15 protein-coding genes and 1 pseudogene are annotated in these 20841 nt (G+C 63.7%); 7 read left to right on the top strand and 9 right to left on the bottom strand.

Going from position 1 to position 20841, the window contains the following annotated elements:
- Positions 1-112: 112 nt before the first annotated feature.
- On the bottom strand, positions 113-721 hold the full coding sequence (locus ACEN8G_RS15070) for a TetR/AcrR family transcriptional regulator (protein WP_413414242.1): 609 nt from the start codon (positions 719-721) through the stop codon (positions 113-115).
- Between the two features lie 79 nt (positions 722-800).
- Between ACEN8G_RS15070 and ACEN8G_RS15065 the strand changes: the two genes are divergently transcribed.
- Complete coding sequence (locus ACEN8G_RS15065; RefSeq protein WP_413414241.1) at positions 801-1715, top strand: SDR family oxidoreductase; 915 nt, start codon at positions 801-803, stop codon at positions 1713-1715.
- A gap of 148 nt (positions 1716-1863) precedes the next feature.
- Positions 1864-2526 carry a sigma-70 family RNA polymerase sigma factor gene (locus ACEN8G_RS15060; RefSeq protein WP_413414257.1) on the top strand — a complete coding sequence of 221 codons (663 nt, stop codon included), beginning with the start codon at positions 1864-1866 and terminating at the stop codon, positions 2524-2526.
- Positions 2527-2720: 194 nt separating this feature from the next.
- Here the strand turns inward: ACEN8G_RS15060 and ACEN8G_RS15055 are convergent, their stop codons facing one another.
- The gene (locus ACEN8G_RS15055) at positions 2721-5888 is read right to left on the bottom strand and encodes a PAS domain S-box protein (protein WP_413414240.1); all 3168 of its coding nucleotides are present in this window, start codon (positions 5886-5888) and stop codon (positions 2721-2723) included.
- 284 nt (positions 5889-6172) lie between these two features.
- A pseudogene (locus ACEN8G_RS15050) lies at positions 6173-6418 on the bottom strand (LysR substrate-binding domain-containing protein); the annotation flags it as partial.
- Between the two features lie 201 nt (positions 6419-6619).
- On the opposite strand from ACEN8G_RS15050, the gene ACEN8G_RS15045 reads away from it, so the two are divergent.
- Positions 6620-6856 carry a helix-turn-helix transcriptional regulator gene (locus ACEN8G_RS15045; RefSeq protein WP_413414239.1) on the top strand — a complete coding sequence of 79 codons (237 nt, stop codon included), beginning with the start codon at positions 6620-6622 and terminating at the stop codon, positions 6854-6856.
- Positions 6857-7698: 842 nt separating this feature from the next.
- Here the strand turns inward: ACEN8G_RS15045 and ACEN8G_RS15040 are convergent.
- The 3 genes from ACEN8G_RS15040 to ACEN8G_RS15030 form a co-directional block, all read right to left on the bottom strand.
- Positions 7699-8154, bottom strand: a complete 456-nt coding sequence (locus ACEN8G_RS15040) for an aminotransferase class I/II-fold pyridoxal phosphate-dependent enzyme (RefSeq protein ID WP_413414238.1) — start codon at positions 8152-8154, stop codon at positions 7699-7701.
- A 357-nt stretch (positions 8155-8511) separates the two neighbouring features.
- The gene (locus ACEN8G_RS15035; RefSeq protein WP_413414237.1) at positions 8512-9162 is read right to left on the bottom strand and encodes a hypothetical protein; all 651 of its coding nucleotides are present in this window, start codon (positions 9160-9162) and stop codon (positions 8512-8514) included.
- Positions 9152-9463 carry a hypothetical protein gene (locus ACEN8G_RS15030; protein ID WP_413414236.1) on the bottom strand — a complete coding sequence of 104 codons (312 nt, stop codon included), beginning with the start codon at positions 9461-9463 and terminating at the stop codon, positions 9152-9154. Before ACEN8G_RS15030 ends, ACEN8G_RS15035 begins: the two co-directional genes overlap by 11 nt.
- A 77-nt stretch (positions 9464-9540) precedes the next feature.
- Here ACEN8G_RS15030 and ACEN8G_RS15025 point away from each other — a divergent pair, with 77 nt between their 5' ends.
- Both ACEN8G_RS15025 and ACEN8G_RS15020 read left to right on the top strand, forming a co-directional pair.
- Positions 9541-9690 carry a hypothetical protein gene (locus ACEN8G_RS15025; protein ID WP_413414235.1) on the top strand — a complete coding sequence of 50 codons (150 nt, stop codon included), beginning with the start codon at positions 9541-9543 and terminating at the stop codon, positions 9688-9690.
- A 119-nt stretch (positions 9691-9809) separates the two neighbouring features.
- Entirely contained in the window at positions 9810-14048 is a 4239-nt protein-coding gene (locus ACEN8G_RS15020) for an RHS repeat domain-containing protein (RefSeq protein ID WP_413414233.1), read from the top strand.
- Positions 14049-14454: 406 nt separating this feature from the next.
- Here the strand turns inward: ACEN8G_RS15020 and ACEN8G_RS15015 are convergent, their stop codons facing one another.
- Entirely contained in the window at positions 14455-15057 is a 603-nt protein-coding gene (locus tag ACEN8G_RS15015) for a TetR/AcrR family transcriptional regulator (RefSeq protein WP_413414232.1), read from the bottom strand.
- A 106-nt stretch (positions 15058-15163) separates the two neighbouring features.
- Here ACEN8G_RS15015 and ACEN8G_RS15010 point away from each other — a divergent pair, with 106 nt between their 5' ends.
- On the top strand, positions 15164-17509 hold the full coding sequence (locus ACEN8G_RS15010) for a TonB-dependent receptor (protein ID WP_413414231.1): 2346 nt from the start codon (positions 15164-15166) through the stop codon (positions 17507-17509).
- Positions 17510-17532: 23 nt separating this feature from the next.
- On the top strand, positions 17533-18798 hold the full coding sequence (locus tag ACEN8G_RS15005) for a metallophosphoesterase (protein WP_413414230.1): 1266 nt from the start codon (positions 17533-17535) through the stop codon (positions 18796-18798).
- 68 nt (positions 18799-18866) lie between these two features.
- Here the strand turns inward: ACEN8G_RS15005 and nagA are convergent, their stop codons facing one another.
- On the bottom strand, positions 18867-19991 hold the full coding sequence (nagA, locus tag ACEN8G_RS15000) for an N-acetylglucosamine-6-phosphate deacetylase (protein WP_413414229.1): 1125 nt from the start codon (positions 19989-19991) through the stop codon (positions 18867-18869).
- A gap of 90 nt (positions 19992-20081) precedes the next feature.
- Positions 20082-20825: a GntR family transcriptional regulator gene (locus tag ACEN8G_RS14995; protein ID WP_413414228.1), complete on the bottom strand. Its 744-nt coding sequence runs from the start codon at positions 20823-20825 to the stop codon at positions 20082-20084.
- Positions 20826-20841 lie beyond the last annotated feature (16 nt).

The raw sequence follows: 20841 nt of genomic DNA, 5'->3' as shown, positions 1-20841 counted from the left end.
CGCGGCACGGCGCATGCTCCCGATGCCCGGTTCATCATGGCGAGCACCGCGCATGTTTAACGTCGGAACGGCTACCGTCCAGGTCTCGAGACCGATATGGTGGATTCCCGGCTCAGGATCGCGGGCGCAGCTCGCTCTCCAGGGTTGCGAATGTCTCTTGCAGCAGCGCTGGCATCGTGCGCGCGCCGGCCTCGCGGTTGAACGTCTCCGTGGACAAGCGAATGGCGCCCATCGCGATCATCGCGACCAGCTTAAGGGCGGGTTCCCGCTCCGGGCCGGGACAGCGCTCGCGCAGTGCCGCGAGCAACACTCTTTCATGCTCGACATAGCTGGCCTGCTTTCGGGCCTGCACGGTCTCGCTCGATCGCATCAGTCGATCGAGCGCGAGCATGTCGTCGGGAGGGACCGCGGCACACACCTCAAGGACAGCGTTGCGCACGGCCTCGATCGGTTGCTTGTCAGGGGCGGCTTTCCGCACTGCATCGGCGATCATCGCGCCCATACCGCTCTGCAGGGAGAGGAGTATGTCGTCCTTGGACTTGAAATAATGAAAGAAAGTCCGGCGCGATATTGCGGCAGCGGCAGCGACGTCGTCCAACGTGGTCGCATCATACCCACGTTCGAGGAAAAGGCGTATCCCGGCGTCCGTAATGCGCTGCATCGTCTCGCGTCGCTTGCGGGCCCGCAGGCCTTCCCCTGAATCCTCTTTGACGGATGACATCGGAAAATAGCCCTCTTGAAATATGCACTGAGTGCAAATATTATTCTGCACTCAGTGCAGATATATGGGCGGATGCGAAATGCGTAAATGGACGGCTGCGGACATTCCTCCGCAGGATGGCCGCACTGCGGTAGTGACGGGAACCGGCGGCTTGGGGTTCGAGACGGCGCTGGCCCTGGCGCGCGCGGGCGCGAAGACGATCATCGCGGGCCGCAACCTAGCTAAGGGGGCGGACGCGGCTGCTCGAATTTCCGCAGAGCTTCCCTCCGCGCATGTGCGGTTCGAGTTGCTCGATCTCGCGAGTCTGGCTTCGGTCGCGGCGTTTGCGGCGCGACTGGCGGACCGTGAGGAGAAGCTTGATCTCCTGATCAACAACGCAGGCGTGATGGTCCCACCAAGACGGGAGGTTACGAAGGACGGGTTCGAGCTTCAGTTCGGAACAAACTACCTCGGGCATTTCGCACTGACGCAGCTGCTGCTTCCCCAATTGCGCAGGGCAGGGGATGCCAGGGTGGTCTCGCTCTCCAGTGTCGCTGCGCGGAGCGGCGGGATCGACCTCGACGATCTCAACGCCGAGAAAAGCTACCGGCCGATGCCGGCCTATAGCCAGTCCAAGCTCGCCTGCCTGATGTTCGGCCTCGAATTGCAGCGCCGCAGCATCGCGGGCGGTTGGGGCGTGAAGAGCATCATTGCGCATCCCGGCGTCGCGCGTACCGACCTCCTGCACAATGCTCCCGGTCGCTGGAGTGGAATGGGCCTGGCACGGACACTGTTATGGTTCCTCTTCCAGCCGGCCCCCCAAGGGGCGCTCCCGACGCTCTTCGCGGCAACGTCTGCCGATGCCGAACCGGGCGGCTATTACGGGCCGGATGCACTGGGCGAGACGCGCGGATATCCTGCACCGGCGCGGATCCCACCGGCTGCGCTGGACCGGACGGCCGCGCGGGCCCTCTGGGAAACCTCCGATAAACTGGTCCATAGCGTCGGGAACTGACACGGCCCGCGGGGCAGCAGCCTGCCGCGCGTGGCGGACGTACCCGGCGCATTGCCACGTGCCTTCGAGGCCCCGCGCCTTTGGCGTGATGGAACAGCCGCCATTCCAAAATGTTCTCCTGGCGAATCTATCGCAAGTCGGGGAATGCATGAAAGAGCCTGAGTCGAATGAAGCGCGCCTCGCGACACTTTCCGATGATGAGTTCAAGGACAAGTTAGCTGCGGCGATTCCGCAGCTCCGTGCCTTCGGGCGGAGTCTGAGCGGCAGTCGGGATGTAGCGGACGATCTCGTTCAGGATACGATGCTCAAGGCATGGGCCGCACGCAGCCGCTTCGAGGCGGGGACGAACTTCAAGGCTTGGACCTTCACTATCCTGCGGAACATCTACTTCAGTGAGGCGCGGCGCAAACGCTTCACGGGTGAGTGGAACGATCTGGTCGCGGACCGGGTCCTTACCGCGCCCGCGAGTCAGGACAAGTCCGTCGAACTCCGGGACGTTATGCGAGCGCTCCAGCAAATCTCTGCCGATCAGCGCGAGGCTCTCGTCCTGGTGGCGGCTGCCGGAATGTCCTATGAAGAGGTGGCCGAGATCACCGGCGTTGCCGTGGGCACGGTCAAAAGCCGCGTGTCGCGTGCGCGCCTCGCGGTCGAGGCGCTCATGGAGGGCGGTGTCCTCAAGACGAGGCGCCACGACTTTGGCAACGCCGAAGCCGCCGTAGTCAACCTTTTTGCCTATCTGGATAGCATCCAGGCCCGTTACCAGGATGCCTCTGATCTGGGCGAGACGGCCGCGCTTCCAATCGCGGCCTGATCGACGCAGCTGCCGGCCGGATGTGAGACAGCGGTTCTGCGTCGGTCTCCCATTAGACCTTAAGCGAACGGTGGCGTCCGGAGCCAACGGTCAACTGCAACCCGATCCCTGCGCTCCAGAAGAAGTCGGCCCATGCCGCCTCGCTCCAAATGCGGGCAGGCGAGGCAGTGGCATGCGATATATGGTTGCCGGAGTCAGCCGGCGGCCAGCAGCTGACGGTAGAGGGCGCGAAGCTCGTCGACGCGCTCTTCGAGCGCCCAGTGCTCCAGCCCTTCGTCGAGCTTGCTGGCCAGGTCGCCGAGCTCGACCTGTCCGAACATCCCGGCTATTCCGGCCAGTTGGTGCGCCAACTGCTGGATTTCGTCACGGGCCATGTCACTGACCTCGCCTTGGTCGAGAACGATCGCAATCTTGGTCAAGGTGGCGACCTTGCGCGCGAGGTAGCGCGCTTCGAGCGATGGCTTGGGCAAGGGCGCCGGCGTTTCGGCACCGAGGATATCTGTGCCGGCGCCCTCGGCCGCCGAGGCGAGGAACCGTGAGAGCACGCGTTCCAGATGCCGGTCATCTAGCGGCTTGGTAAGCTGGTCGTCCATACCGGCGCGGGTGCAGCGGTCGAGATGCGTGGCCTGCGCGCTCGCGGTGAGTGCGACGATCGGGGTCGCCCTTTGCGGCGTTTCCAGCTCGCGGATCGTATGGGTTGCGGCAAAGCCGTCCATTATCGGCATCTGGCAATCCATCAGTACCAGGTCGAAGCTTCCGTTGCGCACCGCATCGACCGCCTCGGCGCCGTTGGTGGCAAGCGAAACGTCGAGGCCATAGCGCGACAGCGTGGCGAGCATGAGTTCCCGATTGAGATCGACATCGTCGACTACGAGGACTCGCCTGCCGGAGAAGTCGAGCAAGGGGGACCCCTCGGTCTTTCCGCGGCCTGCGGCAGGGCAGCCTTCACTTAAGGGGATCTCGAACCAGAAAGTCGATCCCTGGCCCTCTTCGCTCGTGAGGCCTATCTTACCCTGCATGAGCTCGATGAGCTGGCGGCTGATCGCCAGGCCAAGGCCCGTACCGCCATAATTCGAGCCCACTGCAGGCCCCGCCTGGACGAACCGATTGAACAGTGTCGCCGCTTTCTCCGGTGGGATGCCGGCACCGGTGTCCCGAACTTCGACGCGCAGGCGCTGATCGCCGCGCTTTCCGCTCGTCCAGGCCGTCAGCGTGACCGACCCTTCATCGGTGAACTTCACTGCGTTCGACAGCAGGTTGAGCACTACCTGGCGAAGCCTTGCGTCGTCACCCTCCATCCAGGCTGGGACATCCGATCCGATAAGGGCGCGAATCTCGATGTCACGCGCCGCTGCCTGCGGCTCCATCAAGGCGACGGTCTGCCGAATGAAGTCGTGCAGGTCGAACGAAGCGGAATCCAGCTCCAGCGCCTCGGCCTCGAGCTTGGAGAAATCGAGTACATTGTCGATCACGCCCCGCAGCGCCTGCCCGGCATTGTGGATGAGCCGCACGCGTTGCCGCGTCGTATCGCTGAGCTCCGGCGCCTCATCCAGGAGGCGGGAGAAGCCGATGATGCTGTTGAGTGGCGTCCGCAGTTCATGGCTGACATTGGCCACGAAGTCGGACTTGGACTTCACCGCCTGTTCGGCCTTAAGCGTCGCGGCGGCAAGCGCATCCTCTCGCCGTTTGCGGTCGGTGATGTCGCGCACCACGTCGATGAAGCCGGTCATGGCCTCGCCATGCGCATCGTGCAGGATGCCGATGCTCGATTCCAGCCAGATCCATTCGCCATCTGTGCGCTGCGAGCGCCAGCGCACTCGCTTGGCACTGCCCGTGCGAAGAAGCGTCGCATATTCGCGGCGGAGCGCGGGCAGGTCCTCACCGTGCACAAAGTCAAACGCTTGCCGGCCCAGCACATCGACCGGGTTCAGGCCCATGATCTTCTCGCACGATGGCGAGATAAAGGTGACGCGCCCGCCGAGGTCTGTCGTCGTGATCATGTCCGTCGAATTGCGCGCCATCAGGCGATAGCGGTTTTCCGCTTCGCGCTCGCTGGTAAGGTCTTCGACTTGTGCGATGAAGTGCGGCGGATTGCCGTCCTCTGCCTCGATCATCGACACGGAAAGGCGGACCCAGACTTCGCGGCTCGTCTTGTGCAGATAGCGCTTGTCGATCTTGTAGCTGCCGATCTTGCCCGCGATCAGCTCGGAGAGCTGGGCAAGATCCGCCTCCAGGTCATTGGGGTGGGTGATCGTCTGGAAGTTCAGCGTCGCGATCTCGTCGGGAGAATAGCCGACGATCCGCACAAATGCTTCGTTCACCCGGAGAAACGCGCCGTCGAGCGAGACGATCGCCATGCCGATCGGCGCGTGATTGAAGGCATTCTCGAACTGCTCAGTCCTTTTCAGGCGCTCCGATATGTCGTGCAGGAGCGCAGTGAATTCCCAGCCCCAGGGCGTTGCTGCAGCATTGATTGCGAGTTCCACCGGGATGATCTTGCCGCTGCGGTGCAACGCCTGGGCCTCGATGCGGCTACCGATGAGCGTCCCTTCACCCGTCGCCAGGAAGCGCGACAGCGCGGCGCGGTGGCGGTCGCGCAGGGCGGCCGGGACGATAAGGTCCGCCAGGTCCCGGCCGACGGCCTCCTGTTCCGGCCATCCAAAGGTCAGCTCTGCCTGACGATTCCAGCAGGTGATGACGCCGGCGCTCGTCATGGTGATGATCGCCTGATGCGCATTGCCGATGAGGCCCGAGAGGCGCTGTTCATTCGCCCGTAGCGATGCCTCGAGCGCGGTCCGCTCGCCGACTTCGCGGGACAGGGATTCGACGGCACGCGTCCGTTCCTCGAGGTAGCGCTCCGTGTCGACGAAGCGGAGCTGCTTGCGCATCTCGGCGGACAGCATCGCGCTGATCAGGCGCACTGCCTGCACGTCGTCCTCGCCAAACCTGCCGGGCGTGGGAGCGCATATCTTGACAACGCCGCGCACTGCCTCCGCGCTCAGGAGCGGGGCGCAGATCATCGCGCGCACGCCGGTGCGTGCGCAGGCTTCGCGATCGACCCTTTCATCCTTCGCCGTATCATTGCTTATGAGCAGCTCGCCGGTTGACGCGCAGAGCCCCGACAAGCTGCCGGTGCGGCCCACGCGCAGCCCCAGGAATTCCTGCATCGCCTGGCTGGCAGCCTTGTAGACGAGGGAGTCTCCGTCTATGAGTTCGACCACCACGCCAGCGCCCTCCACGAGGATGCCAAGCTCGTCGACCACGACCTGCATGAAGCGATCTAGGTCGAGATCCGTTTCCGCCAGCCGCGCCTGGGCGAGGGCCAGCGCTTCCAGCCGCTGCTCCCGGTCCGCGGCCCGCATGGCGTGGGTCTCATGACAGTCCGCCGGATCGGGGCTGGGTGCATGATGAAGCATAGAAATCCTGTAAATTCAGTCGGATGAACGGATTGATAAGCCTTTCATCGGTGCAAATACGGATAGCAATTGCCGCAAGAAGCCATTCGGTGGCCGCAATCGCGGCGCGTTGGCTCGGGCGGCCCGTGGCAACGGCTTCTAGCTGAACGCGCAAAGTGGCCTGCCGGACCAGAATGTACCCGTGGGAATGCGCGCAATCCGTTCCGGTGCGACAATGCCGCTCTACGAAGTCAAGTTTCCTTGTCGACAGCGAAATCGCGCGCGAGCGTGATAAAGGCCTGGAAGGCTGCGGAGGAATTGCGCCGATTGGAGTAATAGAGACACAACGGTGCAAGCAGCGGCGTCCAGTCTTCCAAGATTTCAACCGGTCGCCCGACCGCGGTGTCCTCCCGCACATCTGTCTCTATGAAGTAGCCGATCCCCATGCCGTTCGTCGCGGCGATCCGCGCCAGAGAGGTTTGGTCGAGGGTAAGCGGCGGAGAGCGCGGCCACGCGCAGTGTGGGACGCCCTGACACAACAGCCCTGAATCCAGCGACCTACGCTAGTCTACGCAACTACCGCCAATTGCACGCTAGCCCCCTACTGGCACTAGAGAGCCTCTTTTCACCGCGCACCATTCCTGCCCAACTCACCCCGGGGAGCACCACTCGCAGACACTAGATGCAAGGTGATATCAATGCAGACAAAAAAACCAGACCGCATCCTCCGCATCAAGGCCGCGCTCGAGCACACCGGCCTCAGCCGCTCCACCATGTACCGCAAGATGCAGAACGGCAGGTTCCCCAGGAACGTCCAGATTAGCACCCGCTGCGCGGGCTGGCGGGAGTCTGCGATCACCGATTGGCTCAAGAACCCGATGTACTACAGCGCCCATGATGAGACTTCTACGGCGCGGGCGGCCGCACGGAGCTAGCGGGAGATGGCCTTTGCCAAACAAGCGGGTGCGCCAGCCCCAGTCTTCATTACCGTGGAAGAGTTCGCTGCCCTTGCTCGCCTCTCGCGTCGCCAGATCGATCGTTTGCGGAAACGCAGGCCGGCCGGCTTCCCACGCGAATATGAGCTTGGAGATTCCTCCAGTAAGCACCGCCGCTGCCCCCGCTTCCGGCGCGCCGATGTGCTTGCCTGGCTGGAGACACGGGCATTGTGGTGAGGCCGCAACGCGATCGATCTGCCGAAATCGCCGGCCGGTTCGATCCGACGCGCGCAAGCGGGTAGTCCAGCGGCCTGACCTCCACGCCCGAGACCACCGCACGCATGACCGGCAGCGTGCGGCACGACACTATGGCGGCGGGGTGGTCCCAGCTTCGAGGACCCTTGGCGGCTCCCCGAAGGGTGCAGGGACTGCTCGAGGTAAGTACCAGTCCGGGCGGCTAGGTTTTGAATGAACGATGCCCGCTAGCGTGTTTTACTCCGCAGTACCGCGAGCACCGCATCATTCTCTGCCGGTGTCCCGATCGTCACTCGGATTCAGTCGCCCAGCGGTGGGAACGGGTGGGCTATGGCGATATGCGCTCGCTCGAATGCCTGGCGGAGGTCAGGCGCGGATTTGGGCCTGAGAAAGATGAAGTCGGCGCGGCTGTCCGTCCGTTGCCAACCGAGGCGGTCGATCTCGTGGTGGAGGCGTTCGCGCTCACGCGCGACGGCATCGTCGACGAAACGGACATGCCCCTGGTCTGCGCGCAGTGCTCGCTGCGACCAGGGCCGAGCGCGATAGCGAATGTGGTGCGCCGATCCCCGCACCTCGCAGGCCCTTGCCTAGGGGCGCGGGCGCAACGGCATAGCCGATCGAAAGGGCTGCCAGCCGATAGATCTTGGCAAGTGTGCGAAACACCAGGACATTGGCACCTGCGCGGACATACGGATCGCGCTCCGCCGCGCGAGATCGTCATATTCCAGATAAGCTTCGTCGATGAGGGTGCGCTTCGCGGCATCGAGGATGAACCTATCGAGCGCGGCACCATCGCTCAGGGTGCCCGACGGGTTGTGCGGGTTGACCAGCGATACGGCGAGCGTGCGTTCGTCGATCGTTGCCGACAGCGCCGGGAGATCATTTTCCAGCTTGCCGTCAAGCGGGATGGCTACGCCCTTGCCACCCAGCGGCGCGGCGGAATCCAACAGTGCGGTATAGCCCGGCGAGGAATAGTCGATGGTACCGCCGCTGCGCTGCCTGGCCAGATACAAGCCGAGGGGCTCGAGCATTTCGCCGATCACGACCTGCTCGGGGCTGACCTGCTGGAGGGCCGTGATTTGGCGGCTGAGGGCATCGACTTCCGATTATCGACATGGCGATGCAGGTTGGAAAGATTGCCTGTTATCGCGTGCGCGACAGCCCGAACGCGTTCTCGTTAAGGATAGGCGAATGTCATGTAACCCAATTTGTATCCCGATTTTCCTTGACGTATTTTGTTGAACTCGGAACAATTGTCCAAGCCGCAGAAATCTGCGGTTTTCGGTTGTCTGGTATTTAGTTCATTCGGATTTTGGTACCGTGTACCGAAGGTTCGAATCCTTCCGCCCCAGCCAACCGATCCTCGCGATCGGTCTTAAGTCACTGCAAAATATACGGTCCTATATGGGCGTTCCGAATTCGGTCGAACCGGGTTCGGACCTGGGCTGACCATCGACACAATTGAAGGGGGAGCGCGCATCGCGCCCGGGCACGCCTTGAGCGCGCGCCCGAACATACTCCCGCGCGGATTGCCGCATCAGCGAATTGATGCGTGCCAGATTGTCTCGCGTGATGAAGCCGCTGTCTGCGTCCAAAGCCAGGGCGAGCTTGGGCGAAATGGGAATGACGCCATGCATCGGCACGTCAGGAGCGCAAAACTCGTCTTCGAGCGGACGGATAATGCCCCAGCGCCTGCCCTCGAGCTGTTCGTTGAGCTGCATAATGGCGAGAAGGATCGATTGTCCGTTGAGCTCCCTGAATGGATAGGTGCTGTCGGGCGCGATGGCCATGATGCCGCGCTTTTCGAGCAGTTCCAGCGCGTCCGCGCTCAGCTCTCGCGTTGTCCCCGGACTACCCCTTGGCCGGACACGTTGCATCGGAAGGTGACGCAGTTCCGCGCGAGCGCGCCAAAGGCCGAAATACTCATTGATGGTCTCGACCTGCCCGGCTGTGAATTTGGCCGGTGGATCGAGAATGATGGCTCGGCCAGCGCCTGAAACAGATCCAGGGCCGCAACGGCGCCAGGCAAGCCACGCGAAATCACCCGGCATGCACCTGGCCGCAGCTTCGCCATTCCCGGACGTTGCGCGGCACTTCAACCCAGAGCGCGTGACCTTGGTAGCGGCCTTGGAAATTATTTTCAAATTTGGAAATTAGTTTCATTTTCGCATCTTTCGCAATTGACAGGGGGCGTGGGGTCCGGTCAACTATTGCGGCAACGAACCGAGTCTTATTGTTGAATCGCAACATATTGCGGGCGGCTGCTGAGGAATATTTGTCCTCGGCGGAGGAAGTGTTGCGGGTCGCATTCGGTGATGCTTGTCGTTCGTGTTCTGCGTTCCAGGGGGTCAATCATGCGTCTCTTGTCTGCGATTCTGGTTCTGGCCGGCGGGCTCTCATTTGCGCATCGGGCATCCGCGGGCGAAACCGTGACGTACACCTATGATGCGAAGGGCCGCGTCGTGCGAGTGGCGCGCTCGGGCAGCGCCAATAACGGCGTCGTCACTCAATATACCTATGACAAGGCCGGCAACCGCAAGCGCGTTGTCACCACCGGCTCGGCGAACGCGCCGCAATAGCCGGCAGTTCGCCAACCTCTCACATTCCAGCTGTCCAAGCTTAGCGGGGGCTCTCAATGCGTCTGAATTCTTCTGCGCGTGCCGTTGGCGCGTGCGCTCTCCTGTGTGCGTCCGTTTCCATGCCGACATTGGCTTATGCGCAGACTGCGGGTGAAGTGCCCGCGCCGGAGCGCGTGCTGTATGACGAGAACGGCGTCAACGTGGCAACCGGCCAGTACCGGCTTCCTCGGGACAGTTTCACCGTTGGGTCTGGTGTTGGCGCTCTTACGGAGACGCGGATCTATGGGCGTCAGACGCTGCAAGATGCCAGAATTACCCTGCCAAATCCCTATGCGACTCCCGCTGGGTCGCCCCTGCCGGTTTCCACGGGCGACAAGACCTACAATTTCGCGCGCAATGGCAGCGCGTTTGTGGCGGCTTCGGACGGTGCCACGCTTTCGATCGTCGGCAACTACTACCAGCTGAAGCTGCTCGACGGGACAAAGTACACATATGGGCTCATCGAAAAGGCCTCGGTGCATCGGGATGGCCGTCAGACGAACTATGATGCCTATGCATATCTGACCACGATTGAATATCCCGACGGACTGAAGACCACCCTCAATTGGCAGGCGGACACATATTGTGTGCTTGGTCGGAACCGTCAGGAACTTGACGACGTGGTTTGCCTGCTGACGCCGAATGTGAGCGCTGGTCCGGCGCCGCAGGTGTGGCTGACCCGGCTGACGTCCGTATCGAACAGCGCCGGTTATGGGATCAACTACGCTTATGCGGGTTCGTCGGTGTCCAATGGCTTCTCGGCGCCGACGGCGACGCAGATATCCAGCTGGAAGCGGCTGGTCAGCGCAGGGGGATCGAATTCGCAAGGGGGCAGTGGGGTTTTGCCGAGCGCGTCCTATGCCTTCGCGACCACCGCGATCACCAATGGCACGGTCTATACCGATGACGTGACGGACGGGCTTGGCCGCGTTTGGCATTATACCCGTCAGCTGGGTGGCTCCGGCAGCTATGATGCGGTGCGCCGGCCGGGCAGCGGTTCCGATAATTTTCGGATCAACTTCACGGGTGTTGCTGCGGTTAGCTCGGTTGTCCGGGATGGGGTGACCTGGACCTATTCGTTTACGAATCCCACGGCCTCGACATCCGCGCTTACGGTGACCGATCCGGTCGGTCGTGTCCGCAAGTACCAGTCTGATCTTGCGGTCGGCTTGCCGACCCGGATCGAGGACGAATATGGACGCGTTACCGCCTATAGCTACGATACTTCGGGGCGCCTGAAGACCGCTACCTCACCGGGTAATCAGGTCACCACCTACGAATATGACAGCAAGGGCAACTTGCAGAAAACCACAGTCACTGCGGTTGGAGGGGCCACGCTGGTCACCTCGGCCACCTACAACGACTATAGCTGCACGATTGTCGGCACCTGCAACCGAATGGCGACCAGCACCGACGCTGCGGGCGTCGTGTCCACCTATGGTTACGATGCGACCCATGGCGGCGTCACGTCGATCACCACGCAGAATTCCGGCGGCGTGAATCCGAGCACCCAGGTGCGATACTCGCAGATCGCCGGGGTGTGGCTGCAAAGCTCAACCTGGAGCTGCCGGACCCAGGCGAATTGCGAAGGCACTGCCGACGCGGTGAAGACGGCTACGACCTACAATGCCAATCTCCTGCCGCAGTCGGTCACCACTGGTGCCGGCGATGGCTCGCTCCAGGCGACCACCAGCCTCACCTACACCGCGGCGGGGGACGTCTCGACCGCGGATGGTCCGTTGCCGGGTGCGGACGATACGACGCGATATTATTACGACGCGGCGCGCCAGTCGCTCGGTTCGGTGGGGCCGGATCCGGATGGCAGTGGTGCCCTGCTGCGGCGCGCGGCTCGCATCGGTTATGACGCGCAGGGGCGGGCGACTACGGTTTCGGTGGGCACGGCGTCGGATCAGGGAGACGCCGCGCTTGCCAACATGGCTGTGCTTCAGGTGGAGACGAGCACCCTGGACGCCGCTGGTCGCGTGCAGTCGTCTGCGCTTTCGTCCGGTAGCACGACCTATTCGCGTGTCGACTACGCATATGATGCCGCCGGCCGTTCGACCTGTGTTGCGGTGCGAGTTCGGTCCGCGGTTCTGGGCGCTCCGGGAGATGCCTGTGTGGGGGGCTCCGATCCGGATTTCGGCCCGGACAGTGTCTCGGTCATCCAGTACGGCGCGCCGGGCTCGGGCAACCCGGCCTGGACGAGCGTCACCAGTGCCTATGGGACGGCCGATGCCGCGACGGAGACATCGCTCCAGACCGCGACCGGCGAACTGGCGAGCGTCACGGACGGGAACGGCAACGTCACTTCCTATGCCTATGACGGATTCGATCGTCCCTGGCGCACCTGCTTCCAGACGGCCTCGAGCAGCGCCTGCGCAACTTCGCCAGGGGATTATGAGCAGCTTGGGTACGATGCGGCAGGGCGGGTAACCACCGGTCGCCTGCGGGATGGCCAGACGATCACCTATGGCTATGACAATCTTGGCCGGGTGGCGAGCAAGGTCACGCCGAACGACGCATATCTCGATTGGGACGTGACCTATACCTATGACCTGCTCGGGCGCCTGACCAAGGCAACCGGCAATGGCTATGCCGTCAACGCGTTCACCTATGACGCGCTCGGGCGCGTCGTGAACGAGGAAAACTACAACGCGGGCACCCTCCATGCCTATGATCTTGCCGGGCGCCAGACGCGGATCACCTGGAGCGACGGCTTCCGTGTAGACTATGACTACAATGTAACCGGCGAAGTCACTGCAATCCGCGAGAATGGGGCGACCTCTGGCGCCGGTGTGCTTGCGACCTATAGCTATGACAATCTTGGCCGGCGCACGAGCATCACGCGCGGCAACGGCACCAGCACCGGCTACGGCTATGACGCGGGATCGCGCCTTTCGTCGCTGACCCAGGACCTGGGTGGCGGTGCCTATGACTTCACCACCGGTTTCACCTACAATCCCGCAGGCCAGATCGCATCATCGACGCTTTCGAACGACATCTATGCCTGGAATGGGCATTATAATGTGGATCGGCCCTATTCGATCAACGGCCTCAATCAGGTGACTGCCGCCGGCGGCACGTCGCTGGGCTATGACGGGCGCGGCAATCTGACCAGCTCTGGCAGCTCGGGCTATGCCTATACCTCGGAGAACCGGATGTCGTCCGCGCCGGGCGTCACCATGGTCTATGAGCCGGCGGGCGGGCAGTTGCTGCAATATTATACCGGTCCTTCGGGAGATACGCGCTTCTCATGGTCCGGCAGTCAGATGACGGCGGAGTACAACTCGACCAGCGGGACGATCCTGCGCCGTTATGTCTGGGGTCCCGACGGCGACGAGCCGTTGGTGTGGTACGAGGGCTCGGGCACCGGCGACCGTCGCTGGCTTCATGCCGACGAACGCGGCTCGGTGGTGGCTGCGACCGATGGTTCGGGCAATGTCGTCGGCGTCAACCGCTATGACGAGTACGGCATTCCTGCCGCGAGCAATATCGGGCGCTTCCAATATACGGGGCAGGCGTGGATGCCCGAGCTGGGGGTCTATTACTACAAGGCCCGCATGTACTCGCCCACCCTTGGCCGTTTCATGCAGACCGATCCGATCGGATACGGGGACGGCCTCAATTGGTATAACTATGTCTCGGGTGATCCCATCAATTTCACGGACCCGACCGGCCTCATCGGTGGTGATGGCGGCGTCGACGATCCGGAAAATAGCATCACCGTCGAGGGGGATCTGTTTCGGATGTGCGCCTTGCAGAGCAAGATCTATCAGAATGGGCGCTGTGTTGACATCTTCTCCGGAGGCTGGTTTCCGGTTGGGTTCTTTGGCCCCGGCGGCGGTGGCGCTCCCCGGGATCCCGTTGGCCGAGGGCCGGTCCTGACCGATACCGCATGGCGGCAAAGCACCATCCGCCCTTGCACGAAGACGGAGGCTATTACGCAGGTCGTCGGGTTATCGGCTACGCATGTGGGCATGTCGGCGAAGAAGACCGGCGATACTGCCGTTATGGTGGGCGGCGGCATCGCCGGAGCCAGCGCTTTGCTGGGCGGTCCGGTCGGAGCAGCGGCGGGTGGTAGCGTTGGTGGCGCAGTTGCCGCTGGTGGGGCGCTTCTTTCGAGCGGAGGCCGCCTGATGAGTATTACAGGTGCCGTCACGGCCTTGGCTGGAGGGGCGTCCGTCAGGAAACTTGGCCGGCAGGTTATGGTTGATTTTCTGCCAATGAGCTTCATGTACAAAAAGACTGCTGAAAAATATGCGGACAAGGCTTTGGATTTTATCGGAGCAACCGATAGGCCTCGGTGTATAATTCGATAAATATATTGGTGATTGCATGAGTATCGTTTTTGGATTTTCTGCGATTATTGTCGGATTGGCAATAATATTTGGCGCGGTCTTCATATCTCATCATGGTATGGATTATCCGATATTGGTATATATTGGATACTTCATATGCTTAATTGGCATATCGGTAATCTCTGTCTGGGTGATGGAGTTCGTAAGGAAGCTGTTCAAGCTAAAGTAATACGAATTTCAGCACTGCTGGGGGCGCAATATAACTCGCCTGCGATGAAGATTGGCCTGAATGACCAGCTGGGCTCGTCGGGCCGGGGCCGACTGTATAGTTGGCTCCGGCGCCCTTGGTTCGCGGCAGCTGTCGCGCCGCGTCGGTCGGCGACTACCCGATGACCTGCAATTGTATCTCCGTTTGTCTGGACCGCGCTTACGCAGTGCTTGTGCGGCGGGCCTCCACCAGCGCGATCGCCTGATCCACCAGTTGTTCGACGCGCTCGGGCTGGAGTTCGCGCCGCAGCAGCGCAGCGTGATAAATGATGCTGCCGACCAGCGTATGGCTGGCGAAGTCCAGGTCGGCCCGCGTCGCCCGGGGATCGATGCGAAGCAGCTCGCGCCGATAATAGTCGATCTCCTGGTCCATCTGCCGCTCGGTCGCGGCGCCCAGCTCGGCATTCGCGCGCAGGGTCGCGTCGAGCTTCAGCAGCGCGCGGCCCTGATGGCCCGACATCAGCGTACGGCACGCCATGGCATGCGCCAGCAACGCCTCGCGCGGCGTCATCTCGGGCAGGATCACCGGCTCCACCGCGCGTGAGGATTCGTCGAGGATGGTCGCTAGCAGCGCGTCCTTGGAGGCGAAGCGCCGGTAGAGCGTCGCGCGGCTGCAGCCCACGCTCTCCGCCAGCGCTTCGAAGGTCAGCCCCTCATAGCCATGGTCGGCAAGCAGCGCCCAGGCCGTGTCCCGGATATTGGCGTCGATCTCTCCGTCACGCGGCCTTCCCCGGCCGCGCAGGCCTTCATTCTCGGCATTCAAGATTCTTCTCGCTCCTGCAGCAATTCTGTCACGGAATATCGATACGTGACCGTCTCATAAATAAAGCGGGGTTGGAAGCATGTATAGATTTCTTCTTTGTTCCAGCATGTTGATCCTCGGTGCGGCGCAGGCCCATGCCCAGGTTCGCAACGAGTCCAATCGCATCGATTCGCCGGTGAAGGTGGCACAGGACGGTGCCGCGGCCCAGCCGGCGTCGGCCGGCGATGACACCGTAATGGGGGACGACATCGTCGTGACCGCCCAGAAGCGCGAGCAGCGGATCACCGACGTGCCGATGGCGATCAGCGCATACAGCGCCGAGAATCTCGAGCAGATCGGCGGCACCGAGCTCAGCAAGGTCTCGGCGATCACGCCCGGCTTCGTGATCCAGCTCCAGGACAAGTTCGCGCCGGGCTTCTCGGTGCGCGGCATCACCTCGAACGACTTCCAGCCCCAGGCCGAACTGCGCGTCGCGGTGTTTCAGGACGGCGTGCCCGTCACCCAGGCGACGGCTTCCTATACCGAGCTGTTCGACATCGACCGGATCGAAGTGGAGCGCGGCCCGCAATCGACCCTGCACGGCCGTTCGGCGCTGAACGGCGGCGTGTCGATCTACCAGAAGCGTGCTGCCGATACTTTCGGCGTCGAGGCCAAGGTGGCCGGCGGCAATTACAATTACTGGTCGGCCCAGGCGGTGGTGAACCTGCCGGTGAGCGACACCTTCGCGGTCCGCATCGGCGGGCTCGCCCGGCAGCGCGACGGCTTCGTCTCGGACACCCAGTCGGACCGCACCTACAATGCGGTGAACGCCCAGGCGCTCCGCTTCGCCGCGCGCTGGACGCCGAGCGACGATTTCGAGATGAACCTGATCGCCACCTATGACCGCGACGACACGCGCGGCGGCGTGCCGTTCAAGTCGCGCACCTTCCTGCCGCTCGACCAGAAGACCGGCGCGATCGTCGGCGACCTGAACTTCTGGACGCCCACCCATCTCGATACCTTCGGCAGTTTCCGCGAGCCGATGTTCAAGCGCGACATCGTCAACATCAGCAGCACGCTGGACTGGCAGCTGAGCGACCGGCTGAGCCTCACTTCGATCACCGGATTCCGCTGGGCGGACGCGTTCCAGTCGGGCGACAATGACGGCACGCCGACCAACATCATCGCCTATGAGCAGCGCAATTACGGCTATCAGGTGTCGCAGGAGCTGCGGCTGAACTTCAAGGATGTCGGCCCGTTCCAGGGCTTTGTCGGCGCCAGCGCCTTCCGCGCCGACAACGGCATGGACTTCAGCCTGGGCTATGACGAACGCGCAATGGCGCTGCTGCTCGGCGGCCAGCTCCAGGCGCTCGCGCCGCGCGGGCTGACCAATGCCCAGATCAACGCGCTGCTCGGGCCGACGGCGGCGGCGCTCAAGCCGTTCCATGTCGATCAGCAGATCTCGCACGCGAAGATCATGACCTATGACCTCTTCGCCGACGTCACCGCCGATCTCGCGCCAGGGCTGCAGCTGTTCGGCGGTGGCCGCGTGACCTTCGACAAGAAGGAAGCGTCGCTGCAGGGCCTGACGCCGCTGGGCGTCAGCCGGCTGACCGGACGCGGCCTGCTGCTGCAGCCGACGCCGGGCGGGTCCGTGGTCGAAGGCGAGAACCGTTCGAACACGCTGACCGGCCGCGCCGGCCTGCGCTATTCGCTGAGCAAGGACGTCAACCTCTATGCCGTCTACGGTATCGGCAAGCGGCCGGAGGTGGTGCAACTGCTCAACACCGGCCTGGCCCAGATCATCCCGGCGGAATCGCTGCAGTCGGTCGAGGCGGGCATCAAGACCCGCACGCTGGGCGGCCGGCTGACCGGCGACCTGTCGATCTATCACTACAGATACAGCAACTTCCAGACGCTGGGCACGGTCAACGGCACGATCGGCACGATCAACGCCGGCAAGGCGGACGCGACCGGCATCGAGGCACAGCTGAGCTACACGCCGCTCAACGGCATCCGGCTGTTCGGCAGCTATGGCTGGAACAAGGCGCGCTTCAAGAACGGCATCTATGACGGCAACCGCTTCCGCAACAGCCCGGACAACAAATATGCGATCGGCGCGGACTTCTATGCCGATGTCGAGGGCGGGCGGTTCAGCTTCGCGCCGCTCTACAGCTGGCAATCGAAGATGTTCTTCGACGACAATAACGACCGCCCGGACCTGCAGGTCCGCACCCCGGCGGCCTATAGCGACCGCGTCGTCGACGAATATCAGGGCGCCTTCGGCCTGCTGAGCGCGCGCCTGTCGTTCACCGGCACCGGCGACCGCTGGACCTTCGCGCTGGTGGGCGACAACCTGACCGACCGGAAGTTCATCGTCGATGCCGGCAATACCGGCGACAATTTCGGCATCCCCACCTTCATCGCCGGCACCCGCCGCACCTATCGCGCCGAATTCGGCGTGAAGTTCTGATCCCGCATCTCAGGAGCAAGACCATGCGCAAGACAGCAGCACTTCTCGCCGCAGCCGCCCTGATCGGGGCGGTGGTGCCGGCGCTGGCCCAGGACCGCAGCTTCACGATCGCCGCGGTCCCGGACACGCAGAACTATACCGACTATACCCACCAGACCGCCGAGGGCTTCAAGTTCGACGCGGACCGGATGTTCCTCGACCAGATGGCGTACATCGCCGCCAACCTCCGCTCGAATGGCGGCGACATCGATTTCGTCACTGCGCTGGGCGATGTCTGGCAGCACCAGACGCTGACCATCGATCCGGGCCACGCCGCGCGCGGGTTCAAGCGCGTCGCCAACCCGATCCTCGACGCGCATTTCGCGCCGACGCCGAAGGTGACCACGGTCGAGATCGCCACGGCGCGCAAGGGATACGAGATGATCGCGGGCAAGGTGCCCTTCTCGGTGGTGCCGGGCAATCACGATTACGACGCGATGTGGACTGACTCCAGCCACCCGCCGGCGGCGAAGTTCACCGACATGTCGAGCCTGGGCATGCTGCATCCCGGCGGGCTGGACAATTTCCGCTCGCTGTTCGGCGCGGACAAGCCCTTCTTCAAGAACAAAAGCTGGTACGTCGCCAGCCATGATGGCGGTGCCGACAGCGCCCAGATCTTCAAGGCGGGCGGCTATACTTTCCTGCACATCGGCCTGCAGTTCGACGCGCCCAACGCCTCGCTCGAGTGGGCGGCCAAGGTGATCGCCGAGCATCCCGGTCTGCCGACCATCGTCTCGACGCACGACTATATGACCAAGGAAGGCGCGCGCGTCCCCAATCCGATCATCGACGGCCATGCCGTGGATGCGGAGGACAACAGCCCGCAGATGGTGTGGGACAAGTTCATCAGCCAGCACGACCAGATCTTCCTGGTGCTGTGCGGCCATGAGCATGGCCAGGCGATGCGCATCGACAACAACCGCGCCGGCAACCCGGTGTGGCAGGTGCTCGCCGACTATCAGGACCGCCGCCAGAGTGCGATCGATGCGGGCGCGAAGATGGGGCCGGGCGAGGGGATCGGCGATGGCTGGCTGCGGCTGATGCGCTTCGACATGGGCAGCGCGACCCCGACGATCCAGGTGCGCACCTATTCGACCCACTACAAGAAGCAGAGCCGCGATACCGCCGAATATGCCGCGTGGTACAAGGCGGCGGAAAAGCCGAAGCTGAGCGACGAGGCCTTTCACGGCGAGGACGATTTCAGGATCGACCTGACCGGCTTCCGCAAGCGCTTCGGCGATCCGCGCTGATCGATGGAAATGGGTCCGGTCGTGATCGATCGGGCCCGTTCCGCATCCGGTTCGGCTGCGGGGAGGGGCTAGCGCCCGCCGATCCAGGTCGCGATGACCTTTCCCGCATCGTCGAGCAGCACGAGGTCCGCCGTATGGCCGGCGGCGATGTGGCCATGCGTCTCGGCCAGGCCGATCAGCGCCGCCGGGCTCGCGCTTGCCATCTCCACTGCCGTCGCCAGGTCGACATCGAGCATCGACATCGCGTTCCGCACGGCGGCGGCCATGTCGAGATGCGAGCCGGCCAGCGTCCCGTCGTCGCTGCGGCAGGCGCCGTCCTGCACGGTGATGCGGCGCCCCTGAAGCAGGAACGCGCTCGCGTCCGAGCCGACCGAGGGCATTGCGTCGGTCACCAGCATGAAGCCGCTGCTCGGCTTGCAACGCAGCGCCAGGCGAAGCGTCGCGGGGTTCACGTGATGGCCGTCGACGATCACGCCGCAGGTCAGTTCAGGCGAATCGAGCGCCGCGCCGACCATTCCCGGCTCGCGCGAACCGAGCGGCGACATCGCGTTGAACAAATGGGTGACGCCGCGCATGCCGGCGGCCACCGCCGCCTTGGCCTGGGCATGGCTGGCATTGGTATGGCCCGCTGCCACCACCACGCCCGCGGCGACCAGCCGCTCGATGTCGGCGATCGCGACTCGTTCGGGCGCCAGCGTCACCAGCGTACGCCCGCGCCTGAGCCCGGTAAGAGCCGTGATCCCTTCGGCATCGAGCGCTCGGATCTTCTCGGCCGAATGGATGCCCTTGCGATCGACGTTAAGGAACGGGCCCTCGATATGGATGCCGAGCACCCCGGGGACGCCGGCTTCGATTGCGGCGTCGACCGCGGCCACGGCGCGGCGGATCACCTCGAGATCGTCGCTGATCAGCGTTGGCAGGAAGCCGGTGGTGCCGAAGCGCCGGTGCGCGGCACCGATCGCGGCGATGCCCTCGACGGTGGGCGCATCATTGAACAGCACCCCGCCGCCGCCATTCACCTGGGTATCGATGAAGCCGGGGACCAATGTGCCCGGCAGCGACTCCTGCTCGGCATCCGGAGGAAGGGCGCCGACCGGGACCAGGCCGAAGATGCGCGCGCCATCGACCAGCACGGCGATGCCGGCCTGCAGCGCGCCGTCCACCAGCACGCGCGTGGGGATCAGCGCCCGCATCGGAGCTTCCCGGTCGCCTGGGCGAGCTGATCGGCGTGTGCGGCGCACGTGCGGAGGGTTCCGCCGCGCGGGTCGGAGAGGATCATCGGCTCAGCCGCGCGTGTCGAGTTCGGCGACGAAGTCATAGGCGTCGCCGCGATACCAGCTCGTCGTCGCCTCGATCACCCGGCCATCCGCCAGGAAGCCGCGCCGCTCGATGTAGAGAACCGGCGCGCCCACCTCGACGCCGAGCAATGCCGCCCGTTCGGCGTCGCACAGGGCGGCGCGCAGCCGCTGGAGCGCGCGCACGGGGCGATTGCCGGTCGCCTCGAGGGCCGCGTAGAGCGAGGAGCTGACCGCCTCGATCCCCGGCAGGCCGAAGCCGGGAATGATCGCGAACTCGAGAGCCATCGGCACCTCGTCGGCATAGCGGATGCGGTGGAAGCGATAGACTTCGGTGCCGGGGCTGAGGCCGAAGGTGAGCGATTCTTCCCCCGTCACCGCGCCGGCCGCGCGGATCAGCCATTCGCTTCGTACCGTCCGCCCGCGCGAGGCCATGTCTTCCGAGAAGGACGAGAGCTTGGCGAACTGCTTCTCGACCCGGCTCGCCACAAAGGTGCCCGCGCCGTGGCGGCGGACCAGCAGTCCCTCGTCGACCAGCTTGTCGATCGCCTTGCGCAGGGTGATCCGCGAGACCGAGAGGTCGGCGGCCAGGTCCCGCTCGGCGGGGAGCGCTTCATTGGGCTTGAGCAGATTGTCGCGCAGCGCCTCGCGCAACGCGTTCTCGAGCTGCCGGTATAGCGGCCCTCTCCCCGGGCCATCGAGCGGCCTGATCTTTTCTGCCAGCAGCGGCATCGCTTCCCCATAATCG

The organism is Sphingomonas sp. Sphisp66, from assembly GCF_047324325.1.
Lineage (GTDB): Bacteria > Pseudomonadota > Alphaproteobacteria > Sphingomonadales > Sphingomonadaceae > Sphingomonas.
This window is presented reverse-complemented; position numbering and strand designations above follow the sequence as displayed.

Bases quoted from the DNA above. Each gene is read 5' to 3' on its own strand.
- ACEN8G_RS15060 (WP_413414257.1), top strand. From the start codon at position 1,864: ATGAAAGAGCCTGAGTCGAATGAAGCGCGCCTCGCGACACTTTCCGAT.
- ACEN8G_RS15005 (WP_413414230.1), top strand. From the start codon at position 17,533: ATGCGCAAGACAGCAGCACTTCTCGCCGCAGCCGCCCTGATCGGGGCG.
- ACEN8G_RS15055 (WP_413414240.1), bottom strand. From the start codon at position 5,888: ATGCGGGCCGCGGACCGGGAGCAGCGGCTGGAAGCGCTGGCCCTCGCC.
- nagA (WP_413414229.1), bottom strand. From the start codon at position 19,991: ATGCGGGCGCTGATCCCCACGCGCGTGCTGGTGGACGGCGCGCTGCAG.
- ACEN8G_RS15070 (WP_413414242.1), bottom strand. From the start codon at position 721: ATGTCATCCGTCAAAGAGGATTCAGGGGAAGGCCTGCGGGCCCGCAAG.
- ACEN8G_RS15010 (WP_413414231.1), top strand. From the start codon at position 15,164: ATGTTGATCCTCGGTGCGGCGCAGGCCCATGCCCAGGTTCGCAACGAG.
- ACEN8G_RS15020 (WP_413414233.1), top strand. From the start codon at position 9,810: ATGCCGACATTGGCTTATGCGCAGACTGCGGGTGAAGTGCCCGCGCCG.
- ACEN8G_RS15045 (WP_413414239.1), top strand. From the start codon at position 6,620: ATGCAGACAAAAAAACCAGACCGCATCCTCCGCATCAAGGCCGCGCTC.
- ACEN8G_RS14995 (WP_413414228.1), bottom strand. From the start codon at position 20,825: ATGCCGCTGCTGGCAGAAAAGATCAGGCCGCTCGATGGCCCGGGGAGA.
- ACEN8G_RS15035 (WP_413414237.1), bottom strand. From the start codon at position 9,162: ATGCCGGGTGATTTCGCGTGGCTTGCCTGGCGCCGTTGCGGCCCTGGA.
- ACEN8G_RS15065 (WP_413414241.1), top strand. From the start codon at position 801: ATGCGTAAATGGACGGCTGCGGACATTCCTCCGCAGGATGGCCGCACT.